The following is a 12,461-nucleotide window of genomic DNA, read 5'->3' as shown; positions in this document are numbered from 1 at the left end:
AAACCGGACGGGTATGCGGTATCAGGAAGCTTAACATGAACAAATTTGCGCCTTTAAGTCCGAAGGTCAGCGCCCTTTTGCACGGCGCGGACTACAACCCGGAGCAGTGGGAACACTATCCCGGCACCGTTGAGAGCGATATCGCCATGATGCAGCAGGCGAAATGCAACGTCATGTCGGTCGGCATTTTCAGCTGGGCGAAGCTTGAGCCGGAAGAGGGCGTGTTCCGCTTCGAGTGGCTCGATGAGATTATCGACAAGCTCTATCAGGGCGGCATTCACGTCTTCCTCGCCACGCCGAGCGGCGCGCGTCCTGCATGGATGTCGCAGAAATACCCGCAGGTGCTGCGCGTCGGGCGCGACCGCGTACCGGCGCTGCACGGCGGTCGCCATAACCACTGCATGAGCTCGCCGGTCTATCGGGAAAAAACCGCGACCATCAACCGACTGCTGGCGGAGCGTTACGCGCACCATCCCGCGGTGCTCGGCTGGCATATCTCTAACGAATATGGCGGCGAATGCCACTGCGGGTTGTGCCAGGAGAATTTCCGCGGCTGGCTGAAGGCGCGCTACGGCACGCTCGACAAACTCAACGAGGCCTGGTGGAGCACCTTCTGGAGCCACACCTTTACCGACTGGTCGCAGATTGAATCCCCGGCGCCGCAGGGCGAAAACTCCATTCACGGCCTGAATCTGGACTGGCGGCGCTTTAACACCGCGCAGGTGACCGATTTCTGCCGTCACGAACTGGCCCCGCTGAAGGCGGTGAACCCGGCGTTACCGGCGACCACTAACTTCATGGAGTATTTCTACGATTACGACTACTGGCAGCTTGCCGAACCGCTCGATTTTATCTCCTGGGACAGCTACCCAATGTGGCACCGCGATAAAGACGAAACCGAGCTCGCCTGCTACACGGCCATGTATCACGACCTGATGCGCACCTTAAAACACGGCAAACCGTTTGTGCTGATGGAGTCGACGCCGGGCACCACCAACTGGCAGCCCACCAGCAAGCTGAAAAAGCCGGGGATGCATATTCTCTCTTCACTCCAGGCGGTGGCGCACGGCGCGGATTCTGTGCAGTACTTCCAGTGGCGTAAAAGCCGCGGCTCGGTAGAGAAATTCCATGGCGCGGTGGTGGATCATGTCGGCCATATCGACACCCGCATCGGGCGCGAAGTGGCGCAGCTTGGCGATATCTTAAGCCAGCTCGACCCGGTGGTCGGCGCGCGGGTGGACGCGCAGGTGGCGGTGATTTTCGACTGGGAAAGCCGCTGGGCGATGGACGACGCGCAGGGCCCGCGCAACCTGGGGCTGGAGTATGAAAAGACGGTCGCAGAACACTACCGGCCTTTCTGGGAGCAGGGGATCGCGGTCGATATCATCAACGCCGACGCCGATCTCAGCCGCTATAAACTCGTTATCGCCCCGATGCTCTATATGGTGCGCGACGGGTTCGCGCAGCGCGTCGAGGCATTTGTCGAACAGGGCGGCCACTTTGTGACGACCTACTGGAGCGGCATCGTTAACGACACCGATCTCTGCCATCTGGGCGGGTTCCCCGGCCCGCTGCGTAAGCTGCTGGGCATCTGGGCCGAAGAGATAGACTGCCTTGCCGACGGCGAACGCAATCTGATTCAGGGGCTGGCGGGCAATGAAGCGGGGCTACAGGGGCCGTATCAGGTGCGCCATCTGTGCGATCTGATCCACACTGAAGGCGCGACGGCGCTCGCGACGTATCGCGATGATTTCTACGCCGGACGCGCGGCGGTGACCGTTAACGCGTTTGGCGCGGGCAAGGCCTGGTATGTGGCCTCGCGTAACGACCTCGCCTTCCAGCGCGATTTCTTCGCCAACATTATTAACGAGCTGTCGCTACCACGCGCGCTGGAGGCGGACTTCCCGCCAGGCGTCACCGCGCATGCCCGTCAGGATGGCGAATCGGCGTTTATTTTCGTTGAAAACTACACCGGCGCGCCGCAGTCGGTGACGCTGCCGGAGGGCTGCGCCGATATGCTGACCGGCGACGCCGTGAGCGGCAAGCTGCCGCTCGCCCCGTGGGGGTGCCGCATTCTGCGCCGCCGCCTCGCCTGACCCTCTCCCTGCGCGCCCGTTCACCCGAACGGGCGCTTTTTTATTTCTGCCTAACAAGGAGCCGCTATGGTTAGCCTGAAATCGTTTCTTCACCACGTTACCCGCCCGCAGCCCGCCAGCACGATTGCCTTAAGCGACGAGGAGCGAAAGCAAATCGCGCGCCTGGTGGCGGATTTCGGCGGACAGGACAATATCGACAGCGTTGACGCCTGTATGACGCGCCTGCGCGTAAAGGTAAAGGATTTAACCCGCGTCGATTCGCAGGCCTTACAGGACGAAGGGGCGCTGGGCGTGATTATTCTCGGTCAGGAGGTGCACGCGATTTTCGGCAAGCAGTCTGACGCGCTGCGAAAACTGCTGGATGAGCGCTTTACGGGCAGGTAAAAAAAGCGGGATAACCCTGCATAAAAGGTTATCCCGCAAAAGGCAACGAGGGTGCATCAGCGGCTTACGCCTTGATGGATGTGCCAGACTTCTCAGAGATACAACGCTTGTCCTGCATTACCGCAGTAAACAGCGCCTGGCGACGGCGGTTTCGGGCCGCTGCCGCCTGCGCTACCTGACGCGCGGTTAGCGTCAGGAGACAACGTCTTACCACCAGGCCTCCACCTGAACGCCGAAGTTCCAGGTATCGTCAGCTGTGCCGTCCTGCAACGATTTGCCGTTCTGCGAATCGTTCAGATAAGAGGCGAATACGCGCAGTTCCGGGCGCGACATGAAATCCGGGCCGTCGGCGAGACCCAGCGCGACCGTGTATTTTTCGCCGCTCTGTTTGAAATCCGTGCCGTTGTTGTAGGTCTCTTTCTGCCAGAATCCGCCCACTTCCCCGATCAGGCGCACGTACTGGGTAAACTGATACTGGCCGCGGCCCACCAGCGAGAAGAGACGGGATTTATCGGTCGTGGCGGTGGTGTCGTCCGCCGAGCCCCAGGTCAGAACATGGTTAAAGGAGAATTTGTCGGTGATCGGGATAAGGCCCGTGTTGATCACGCGATAGCCGCTGGCGTCGTTGACGTAGTTCCACATGTCATACCAGCCGCCGCCCTGAGACACCATATTCTGCGCAAGCCCTTTGTTGGCGTACTGCAACACCAGTTTGTTATAGCCGCCGAGAATGTCCTGGCTGATTTCGCCGGTCAGCATCACGCCGTTATCGGCTTCATAGAGACCGCCGTACTCTTTCTGTTTGTCGGTCGGGTTGGGCATCGCGTAATCAATACCGAACTCTGTCCAGGCGCCCGCCCATGGCTTCCAGCCCGCATAACGCAGATCGAGGTAGTTGATGTTGACGTCGTTATCGCCGTCCACGCGGTAGTCGAGATCGTTAGCGTCACCGCGGATCCAGGCGAATGAGACGGCACCCGGCCCGACGGTGTAGTTTTCAATCCCCGCGCCGGAGCCGGAGATGTTCCAGTATTTGGTATCGATGATGTGCAGATCGTGGCGCTGGTAGTAGCGTTTACCGCCCCAGATCACGGCGTTCGGATCGCCCGGGACAAGCCCTTTGATTTGCAGGTTTAACTGACGCAGGCCAAACTCGGCATCGTCATTCAGCGTGCTTTCATTATCGTTGGAGCCGTCAGACACCATGCTGACCATACTGTCGACATAGAAACTGACTTCGTCTTTTTTATACACTTCGGAGCCCAGCTCCACTTCGCCGTAGGTGTCGGTTTCGTTACCGAGACGCCCCAGCTTATTTTTCTGCCACTCTTCCTGGCCGCCGTCTTGCGAGACGCCCACGCCGCCACGCAAATAGCCATGAAAATCAATAGGTAGAGAGGATGAGGCTGCCATCAGGCAGGGTGAAGTCAGCGCGGCGGCTAACGCAACGGCCACTGTGCGTAGCGTAGTGTTCATAGTAACCTCTTTTATTGTTTTGTATTACGTTCACATAACCGCAGCCATAAAACGCCTTTACGAAATATCAGGCAAATTTGATCTTAATTAATTGTGACTCAGTGCAAAGAAATCAGGCTATTTTGTAACGAACGGTGATGTTTCTCACGAGTTTTATGTATTGTGAACGTAGTACTTATTACGGCGTAAGGATAACGAGGATTTGTGCAGAAAAGGTTTTTCCGGCTGGCCCCTGTTACAATCAGCCCAGCCCACGAAAAAGGAACCGGAAGATGAAGTCTAAAAGCGCCACACTGGAAGACGTCGCCCGCCATGCGGGGGTTTCCTACCAGACGGTGTCCCGTGTACTGAATAAGTCGGCGAATGTCTCTGAAGCCACGCGCCGCAAGGTCGAAGAGGCGATCGCTCATTTGCGTTACGTGCCAAACCGGCTGGCGCAGCAACTGGTCGGCAAGCAGAGTATGACGCTCGGGCTGGTAACCACGTCGCTGGCGCTGCATGCGCCTTCGCAGGTGGCTGCGGCGGTGAAACGTTACGCAAATCTGGATGGCTACCAGGTGTTGATCTCAATGATTGATGAGAACGTCAGCCAGGGAATTCAGGATTCCATAAACGAGCTCAAGTCACAGCTGGTGGATAAGGTTATCATTAACGTGCCGCTGGAGACCGAGGAAGCCGAGAAAATCGCCGCTGAGAACGACGACATTTTGTGCCTGTTCCTGGATGTGGACCCGTACAGCTCCGTGTTTAACGTCTCTTTTAATCCGGCTGATGGCACGCGCGCGAGCGTGAAGTATTTATACGAACTCGGGCATCGCGATATCGCGCTGCTGGCTGGCCCGGAGCGCTCGGTCTCCGCGCGCCTGCGTCTGAAAAGCTGGCTTGAAACGCTGGAAAGCTACGGCTTAAAACCGGTCACGGTGCTGCACGGCAACTGGGATGCCCGGAGTGGTTACGCGGGCGCGCTGCAAATGCTGCGCGAGGCGCCGCATTTTACCGCCGTGCTGGTGGCGAACGATCAGATGGCGCTCGGCGTGCTGAGCGCCTTTCACCAGCAGCAGCTCTCTATTCCAGGCCAGAAATCGGTGATTGGCTACGATGACACTTATGAAAGCTCGTTTTTCTACCCGGCGCTGACGACCGTATCGCTCGATCTCGATATGCAGGGCAAAGAGGCGGTGCGCCGTCTGCTGGAGGCGAGCGAAAGCGACGTCTCAAGGCTCTCATCGATCCTGCCCGCGCGGCTGGTTATCCGCCACTCGACGGGCCCGCGTGCGGACGACACGCCGGATATGCGTAAAATCGCCGATGAACTGCGGCTTATCGCAAGCCGTCTTAGCCAGTAACCCTGCCGGTTTTTCGGGCCGCCTGCCCCGCACGGCGGCCCGCGCGTTTCGCAATCCATGCCTTTTCCCCGCCCGTTTCTTGATACTTACCCTGATAAGTATTAATTTGCCCTCCCGCTGACTGAAGGGAGCCTCCGATGACTGAAGATGAACGCTTCGCCCGCCGTCCGATGGGCATGCGCATGGCGATGATTGTCCGCCAGTGGCGCGCGATTATCGACAATGCCATTACCGACACCGGCCTGACGCAATCGGGCTGGACGGTGCTGATGCAGCTTGATCAACAGGGGGATAACATTTCGGTCAGCGAACTGGCGCAGGTGCAGGGCATTGAGCTGCCGCCGTTGATGCGCACGCTGGCATGCCTTGAAAGTAAAGGCTATCTGGCGCGTAGCACGTCGCCGTACGACAAACGCATTCGCCTGTTGTCGCTCACCGAAGAAGGCAGGGCGGTGCTCGCCACGCTAAACGCGGTGATTGCGCGTTACCAGGCGCGCGTGTCGCAAAATATTCCCGCGCAGGATATGGACATCTTCAGCGAAACGTTAAATCACATCGCGCGTAATCTGCGAACGATCCGCGAAGAAGACCTCGATAACACACAATAATTATGATGACTCCGGAACAAAAATTTGCCCGCTGGGTAAGGGTAAGTATTGCCACTTTCCTGGCGATGTTTGTGTACTTTATCCTCGCCGATATCTGGATCCCGCTGACGCCGGATTCCACCGTGATGCGCGTCGTGACGCCGGTCTCCTCGCGTGTCTCGGGCTATGTGGCGGCAGTGCATGTCGCCAATAACAGCCACGTGAAGAAAGGCGATCTGCTGTTTGAACTCGACGCCTCGCCGTTCGCCAACCGCGTCGAGGCGGCGGAAATCGCTCTGCGTCAGGCGAAACTCGCCAACAGTCAGCTTGATGCGCAAATCGTCGCCGCCAGGGCGAACCTCAATACCGCCCGTCTGACGGCCCGCAACGATAAAGTCACCTTTGACCGCTATCAGCGCCTGAGCGCGCTGCAAAACGTCTCGCAGCAGGATCTCGACAAGGTGCGCACCACCTGGCAGACCAGCGAACAGGCGGTGGCGCAGCTTGAGGCGAAAATCAGCGAGCTGACCATCGAGCGCGGCGAGCGCGATGATGAGCGCAACGTCACGCTGCAAAAATACCGTAACGCGCTGCAGGACGCGCAGCTGAATCTCGGCTGGACGCAGATCCGCGCCGAGGCCGACGGCACCGTCAGTAACCTGCAGTTAAGCCCCGGCTGGTACGCCGCCGCCGGTACGCCCGCGCTGGCGCTGGTGAGCGAACAGGCTGACATCGTCGCTGACTTTCGTGAAAAAAGCCTGCGCCATACCCATGCCGGGACGGATGCCGCCGTGGTGTTCGACGCGCTGCCGGGGCAGGTGTTTCACGCTCATGTGACCAGCCATGACGCCGGGATACTGGCAGGGCAGGAGGCAGTCAATGGTCAACTGTCTCAGCCGGAGGAGTCGAACCGCTGGGTGCGTGACGCACGCCGTATGCGCATTCACGTGGCGCTCGACGAGCCGTTGCCGCAGCCGCTGCCGACCGGCGCACGCGCCACGGTACAGCTCTACAACAGCGAAGGCCCGTTCGCCCGTTTCTTCTCCGGGCTGCAAATTCACCTGATAAGCCTGCTGCATTATGTCTATTAATACGCTGGCGCGGGTTTTTACGCCGCACGGCAACATCGTCTACACGGCGAATGATTTTCGCCAGACGCTGCGCATCATGGCGGCGGGCGTCACGGCGCTCAGTATTTCAAGCTTTTACAACACCAGTTACGGCGTTTTTTTCGTTATCTACCCAATCATGCTGCTGTCGCTGGTGCCCGTTTTCAACCGCCACGTCGCGAAACAGTTTATCTTCAGCGCGGCCCTGAACTGCGTCGAAATGGTGATTATCGTCGGTTATCTTTCGCAATGGCCGGTGATTATGACGGCCGTGGTTTTTTTGCTTTACGTGATGCGTTTTCGCTTTATGAGCAAAGGGCCGCTGTTTCTTTTCGGCTCAATGGGCGTGGTCTGTCAGAGCGTAATGCTCAACTTTATGAGCTACCCGACCAGCGACTGGCACACGCTGCTGTTTTCCAACATGGAAGCGAGCGTGATGGCCGTGGGCTTAAGCGCGCTGATGCATTATCTGCTGCCGGACGTGGAGCCGCGTAAGCCGCCGCCGCTGATTGAAAAAGACGCCGCGCGGGTGCGCCATGAATATCTGCTCTCCGGCACGGTGGCGACGCTGAATTTTGTCGTGTTTCAGATGGCGGACCTGAGCGATTCGCTCTCGGCGCTGATGGCGGGCATTCTGATCCTGTTCCCCATGCACTATCGCGGCGCGGTGTTAAGCTCGCTGTGGCGCGTGGTGGGCGTGGTGATTGGCTGTCTTTACGTGCTGCTGGTCCAGCTGGTGCTTTACGATCACAGCAGCCATATGGTGCTGATGATGCCGCTTATCGCGCTCGGTTTTGCGTTCAGCGCCCGACTGCACGTGATGGAAAAGGTCGGCGCGGGCGTCGGCTTCGCCAGCATCACCACGCTCGGCATTATGTTCGGTCAGAATCTCCATCCCGATACCGATCTGGTCTTCAGCGATCTCTATCGCATCAGCTCCGTCACCGTGTCGCTGCTGATAACCCTCACGATGGTGTTTTTAGTCCACCTCATCTTAAACCGCTTCGCCGCCACCCGTTACGTGGTGAAAAGCGAGCCGTAAGGCGACCAGGTATTCCGCCGCGCGGGCGGCGGGTGCGGGTGCCGGTTATTTGTGGTCAGAGTAAGGCCCGTTGCCTACGGAATCGCGCAGGATAAGCTCAGAAACAAACAGGTTGTCGCGCGAGAGGTAGCCACCGTCGAGCATAGAAATCAGGCGATTTATCGTTTCGTGAACCATATCGGTTACCGGATCTTTCACGCTTGCGAGCGCCGGGCTTAAAAACGGCGCGGTCGGGCTGTTGTCGAAACCTATCAGCGACACCTGTCGCGGCACGTTAAGGCCCGCGTCGGTCAGCGCTTTCAGCGCGCCAACGGCCATATCGTCATTGCTGGCGACAACCGCGCTGAAGGCCACGCCCCGCTCCAGCAGGTTTTTTATTGCCGCAGCGCCGCTCGCGGGCGTCCATTTCCCTTCTGACACCAGCGACGGCGCAGGCGTGATGCCGTGCTGGCGCAGCGCCTCTTTGTAACCCGCCAGACGTTCCAGCGCAGTGGGGGAATCCGGTGAGCCAGTAATAAACGCGATATCGCGATGTCCGCGCGCAATCAGCGCGCTGGTGGCGTTAAGGCTGGCGCCTTTGTGGTCGCAGCAGACGCAGTGACTCTGGTGTTTACGCAGTTTGCGGTTCACCACCATCACCGGCTGGCGGGTCTGGCTGATGATGTCATCAATCTCATCGACGCCGAGAAAACGCGGGTAGAGGATAATGGCGTCGCAGCGCAGATCGAGCAGAAACTCAATGGCGTCGCGCTCTTCGCGGGCGCTGTGCTTACCATCCACCAGAATCAGCTGACGGCCATTTTCTTCGAGCTTTTTCGCCGCGCGGGAGAGGATTTCGCTAAAGTAGCTGCCGCTGTACAGCGTGTTGGTAACGACCATCCCGATGCACTGGGATTTGTTGGTGGCAAGGTTGCGCGCCAGCAGGTTTGGGCGGTAGCCGGTCGCTTCAATGGCGTCGAACACCTGTTTGCGCGTCTCTTCGCTCACATACCCTTTGCCAGACAGCACGCGAGAAACGGTGGCCTTTGACACGCCCGCTTTTTTAGCCACTTCCTGCATTGTCGACATCTTCTCCCTCCGGCTCGGCTTAAGTGCCGCACATTCTACACATTTCCCGCCAACGCGGCAGGACATGGCGCACGCTTGCGCCGGTTTCATGGCGATCTGCATCACAGATTTTAAAGCTCAATAAAATTTCAGTTGATCTGTTTTATTCATGCAACCACTCTAATGTGGAACCGGTTACCTATTACATCATCCTGCCAGCGCAACGCGGCGTTTAACGCCATATTGGCTGGCAAGTACCTGAATTTAAAATAATAAACGCGCAGGGGCGGGTGTTGCGCCACGGCGTGTGATAACAAGAGATTTCACCATCATGTCAAAGAATTATGTGGCGCTGGCGCGCTCGATAGTCGATGCGATTGGCGGTGGCGGTAACGTGGCGGCTGTCACGCACTGCATGACGCGCCTGCGTTTTGTGCTTAATGATGACAACGCGGTCGATACCGCGCGCCTGAAAACGATCCCCGGCGTGCTGGGCGTGGTACGTAACGATAACCAGTGTCAGGTCATCGTCGGCAATACCGTTTCCCAGGCGTATGCAGAAGTCCTGAAGCTGCTGCCGGAAGGCGCGCGGGTCGAGCGCGCGCTGCCGCGCAACGACAAAATCACGCTGCGGCGCATCGGCGCGGGCATTCTTGACGCGCTGATAGGCACCATGTCGCCGTTGATCCCGGCTATCATCGGCGGCTCAATGGTGAAACTGCTGGCGATGGTGCTGGAGATGTCGGGCGTGGTGGAGAAGGGCGCTCCGACGCTGACCATTCTTAACGTCATCGGCGACGGCGCGTTTTTCTTCCTGCCGATTATGGTGGCCGCCTCCGCCGCCGTGAAGTTCAAAACCAATATGTCGCTCGCTATCGCCATCGCGGGCGTGCTGGTGCATCCAAACTTCGTCGACCTGATGGCCAAAGCCGCGCAAGGCCAACCCGTCGATTTCATTGGCATTCCGGTCACGGCGGTAAAATATACCTATACCGTGATCCCGGCGCTCTGCATGACCTGGATACTCTCTTATATTGAACGTTGGGTGGACAAAATCACGCCAGCGGTGACCAAGAACTTCCTGAAGCCGATGCTGATCGTGCTTATCGCCTCGCCCATCGCCATTATGTTGATAGGCCCCATTGGGATCTGGATTGGCAGCGGCATTTCGTCGGTGGTGTACACCATCCATGACTATCTGGGCTGGCTGTCGGTGGCGATCATGGGCGCGCTCTGGCCGCTTCTGGTGATGACCGGCATGCACCGCGTGTTTACGCCGACCATCATCCAGACCATCGCGGAAACCGGCAAAGAGGGCATGGTAATGCCGTCGGAAATCGGGGCCAATCTGTCGCTCGGCGGCTCATCGCTGGCGGTGGCGTGGCGCACCCGCAACCCGGAACTGCGCCAGACGGCGCTTGCCGCGGCGGCCTCCGCGATTGTGGCGGGCATCTCCGAGCCTGCGCTTTATGGCGTGGCGGTGCGGCTGAAGCGTCCGCTGGTAGCGAGCCTTATCAGCGGCTTTATCTGTGGCGCGGTCGCCGGTCTTGCGGGGCTCGCCAGCCATTCAATGGCGGCGCCGGGGCTTTTTACCAGCGTGCAGTTCTTTGATCCGGCGAATCCGATGACGATTGTCTGGGTCTTCGGCGTGATGGCGCTGGCGGTGGTGCTGTCGTTCATCCTGACGCTGATGCTGGGCTTTGAGGATATTCCTGTCGAAGAGGCGCAGCCCGCCCGCGACAACGCGCAGCCTGCCGCATTCACCCCGCAGGCGCCCGCAGTAAAAACGAATTAAACAGAGGATGCGTATGGACAACAACACTTTTCCCGATGGATTTTTATGGGGCGGCGCCATTGCGGCAAACCAGGCCGAAGGCGCCTGGCGCGAAGGCGGCAAAGGGCCGACGACGGTAGATATGCTGCCGCATGGCCCGAATCGTCTGGCGGTGAAACTCGGGCAGGATAAGCGCTTTGAGTGGCGCGACGAGGAGTTTTATCCAGGCCACGAGGCGATCGATTTTTACCATCGCTATAAAGAAGATATCGCGCTGATGGCCGAGATGGGCTTCACGGTATTCCGTACTTCCATCGCCTGGAGCCGCCTCTACCCGAACGGCGACGAACAGACGCCGAACGAAGAGGGCATCGCCTTCTACCGCGCGCTGTTCAGCGAGTGCAAAAAGTACAACATTGAGCCGCTGGTGACGCTCTGCCACTTCGACGTGCCGATGCATCTGGTAAAAGAGTATGGCTCCTGGCGCAGCCGCAAGATGGTGGAGTTTTTCACCCGCTACGCGCGCACCTGCTTTGAAGCCTTTGACGGGCTGGTAAAGTACTGGCTCACCTTTAACGAGATTAACATCCTGCTGCACAGCCCGTTCTCAGGCGCGGGTCTGGTGTTTGAACCGGGCGAAAACCAGGAGCAGGTAAAATATCAGGCGGCGCACCATGAGCTTATCGCCAGCGCCATCGCTACCCGCATCGCCCATGAGGTGAACCCGCAAAACCAGGTCGGCTGCATGCTGGCGGGCGGTAATTTCTACCCTTACTCCTGCAAGCCGGAAGATGTCTGGGCGGCGCTGGAGAAAGACAGGGAAAACCTGTTTTTCATCGACGTGCAGGCGCGCGGGGCATACCCGGCGTACACGCAACGTCTGTTCCGCGAAAAAGGCATCGTGATTGAAAAAGCGCCGGAAGATGACGAGATCCTCAAAGATACCGTTGATTTCGTCTCTTTTAGCTATTACGCCTCACGCTGCGCCTCGGCGGATATGAACAGCCAGGTCACCAGCGCGGCGAATATCGTCAAGTCGCTGAAAAACCCTTATATCGAAGCCAGCGAATGGGGCTGGGGCATCGATCCGCTGGGGCTGCGCATCACCATGAACATGATGTACGACCGCTACCAGAAGCCGCTTTTCCTGGTGGAAAACGGCCTCGGCGCGAAAGACGCCTTTAACGAACACGGCGAAATCGAAGACGACTATCGCATCAGCTACCTGCGCGAGCATATCCTGGCGATGCGCGAAGCCATCGAAGACGGCATTCCGGTGATGGGCTACACCACCTGGGGCTGCATCGATCTGGTTTCTGCCTCCACGGGCGAGATGAGCAAGCGCTACGGTTTTGTCTGGGTGGATCGCGACGACCAGGGCCGCGGCACGCTGGAGCGCAAACGCAAGAAATCGTTCTGGTGGTACAAGAAAGTGATCGCCAGCAACGGCGCCGATCTCGACTGATCTTAAGCATCATCGCCACGCGCGGCGTCTTTCGGGGCGGCGCGCGTTTTTTTATCTCCCGCCCGTGGTGCAGGGCGCGACACTCTGCACAATTACGGGGCGTATGGCTCCCGTTTCCCGCCGCAATATGTGCAT

The 12,461-nt window shown here is 58.6% G+C and carries 11 protein-coding genes; 8 read left to right on the top strand and 3 right to left on the bottom strand.

The window, feature by feature from the left end; genetic code table 11:
• The first annotated feature begins 35 nt into the window (after window positions 1-35).
• Window positions 36-2,096 (top strand): beta-galactosidase, encoded by a 2,061-nt coding sequence (locus BJP61_RS18610; protein WP_171998998.1) that lies wholly within the window; start codon window positions 36-38, stop codon window positions 2,094-2,096.
• Between the two features lie 66 nt (window positions 2,097-2,162).
• A complete protein-coding gene (locus BJP61_RS18605) occupies window positions 2,163-2,480 on the top strand; it encodes a glucose PTS transporter subunit EIIB (RefSeq protein WP_038865220.1) in 318 nt (105 codons plus the stop codon).
• Between the two features lie 64 nt (window positions 2,481-2,544).
• Here the strand turns inward: BJP61_RS18605 and BJP61_RS18600 are convergent, their stop codons facing one another.
• Together BJP61_RS18600 and BJP61_RS18595 are read right to left on the bottom strand one after the other, a co-directional pair.
• Window positions 2,545-2,694: a hypothetical protein gene (locus BJP61_RS18600; RefSeq protein ID WP_161580864.1), complete on the bottom strand. Its 150-nt coding sequence runs from the start codon at window positions 2,692-2,694 to the stop codon at window positions 2,545-2,547.
• Window positions 2,688-3,956 (bottom strand): maltoporin, encoded by a 1,269-nt coding sequence (locus BJP61_RS18595; RefSeq protein ID WP_171998996.1) that lies wholly within the window; start codon window positions 3,954-3,956, stop codon window positions 2,688-2,690. Before BJP61_RS18595 ends, BJP61_RS18600 begins: the two co-directional genes overlap by 7 nt.
• Window positions 3,957-4,228: 272 nt before the next feature.
• On the opposite strand from BJP61_RS18595, the gene BJP61_RS18590 reads away from it, so the two are divergent.
• The 4 genes from BJP61_RS18590 (at window position 4,229) to BJP61_RS18575 (ending at window position 8,040) form a co-directional block, all read left to right on the top strand.
• Window positions 4,229-5,302, top strand: coding sequence for a LacI family DNA-binding transcriptional regulator (locus tag BJP61_RS18590; RefSeq protein ID WP_075193515.1), 1,074 nt, complete (start codon window positions 4,229-4,231; stop codon window positions 5,300-5,302).
• Window positions 5,303-5,439: 137 nt separating this feature from the next.
• Window positions 5,440-5,910, top strand: a complete 471-nt coding sequence (locus BJP61_RS18585; protein ID WP_038865214.1) for a MarR family transcriptional regulator — start codon at window positions 5,440-5,442, stop codon at window positions 5,908-5,910.
• 2 nt (window positions 5,911-5,912) lie between these two features.
• A complete protein-coding gene (locus BJP61_RS18580) occupies window positions 5,913-6,980 on the top strand; it encodes an HlyD family secretion protein (protein WP_171998994.1) in 1,068 nt (355 codons plus the stop codon).
• Window positions 6,970-8,040: a DUF2955 domain-containing protein gene (locus tag BJP61_RS18575; protein ID WP_038865210.1), complete on the top strand. Its 1,071-nt coding sequence runs from the start codon at window positions 6,970-6,972 to the stop codon at window positions 8,038-8,040. Before BJP61_RS18580 ends, BJP61_RS18575 begins: the two co-directional genes overlap by 11 nt.
• A 45-nt stretch (window positions 8,041-8,085) precedes the next feature.
• On the opposite strand, the gene BJP61_RS18570 is transcribed toward BJP61_RS18575, so the two are convergent.
• On the bottom strand, window positions 8,086-9,108 hold the full coding sequence (locus BJP61_RS18570; protein WP_038865208.1) for a LacI family DNA-binding transcriptional regulator: 1,023 nt from the start codon (window positions 9,106-9,108) through the stop codon (window positions 8,086-8,088).
• 310 nt (window positions 9,109-9,418) lie between these two features.
• Between BJP61_RS18570 and ascF the strand changes: the two genes are divergently transcribed.
• Window positions 9,419-10,882, top strand: a complete 1,464-nt coding sequence (gene ascF / locus BJP61_RS18565; RefSeq protein WP_038865206.1) for a PTS cellobiose/arbutin/salicin transporter subunit IIBC — start codon at window positions 9,419-9,421, stop codon at window positions 10,880-10,882.
• Between the two features lie 13 nt (window positions 10,883-10,895).
• Window positions 10,896-12,326: a 6-phospho-beta-glucosidase gene (locus BJP61_RS18560; protein ID WP_161578999.1), complete on the top strand. Its 1,431-nt coding sequence runs from the start codon at window positions 10,896-10,898 to the stop codon at window positions 12,324-12,326.
• Window positions 12,327-12,461: the final 135 nt, after the last annotated feature.

It is taken from the genome of Cronobacter sp. JZ38, assembly GCF_008932145.1.
Classification (GTDB): Bacteria; Pseudomonadota; Gammaproteobacteria; order Enterobacterales; family Enterobacteriaceae; genus Cronobacter; species Cronobacter muytjensii.
This window is presented reverse-complemented; position numbering and strand designations above follow the sequence as displayed.

What these genes read in the sequence shown, in the direction of transcription:
- BJP61_RS18610 (WP_171998998.1), top strand. Translation starts at nt 36, where the DNA reads ATGAACAAATTTGCGCCTTTAAGTCCGAAGGTCAGCGCCCTTTTGCAC.
- BJP61_RS18605 (WP_038865220.1), top strand. Translation starts at nt 2,163, where the DNA reads ATGGTTAGCCTGAAATCGTTTCTTCACCACGTTACCCGCCCGCAGCCC.
- BJP61_RS18595 (WP_171998996.1), bottom strand. Translation starts at nt 3,956, where the DNA reads ATGAACACTACGCTACGCACAGTGGCCGTTGCGTTAGCCGCCGCGCTG.
- BJP61_RS18590 (WP_075193515.1), top strand. Translation starts at nt 4,229, where the DNA reads ATGAAGTCTAAAAGCGCCACACTGGAAGACGTCGCCCGCCATGCGGGG.
- BJP61_RS18585 (WP_038865214.1), top strand. Translation starts at nt 5,440, where the DNA reads ATGACTGAAGATGAACGCTTCGCCCGCCGTCCGATGGGCATGCGCATG.
- BJP61_RS18580 (WP_171998994.1), top strand. Translation starts at nt 5,913, where the DNA reads ATGATGACTCCGGAACAAAAATTTGCCCGCTGGGTAAGGGTAAGTATT.
- BJP61_RS18575 (WP_038865210.1), top strand. Translation starts at nt 6,970, where the DNA reads ATGTCTATTAATACGCTGGCGCGGGTTTTTACGCCGCACGGCAACATC.
- BJP61_RS18570 (WP_038865208.1), bottom strand. Translation starts at nt 9,108, where the DNA reads ATGTCGACAATGCAGGAAGTGGCTAAAAAAGCGGGCGTGTCAAAGGCC.
- ascF (WP_038865206.1), top strand. Translation starts at nt 9,419, where the DNA reads ATGTCAAAGAATTATGTGGCGCTGGCGCGCTCGATAGTCGATGCGATT.
- BJP61_RS18560 (WP_161578999.1), top strand. Translation starts at nt 10,896, where the DNA reads ATGGACAACAACACTTTTCCCGATGGATTTTTATGGGGCGGCGCCATT.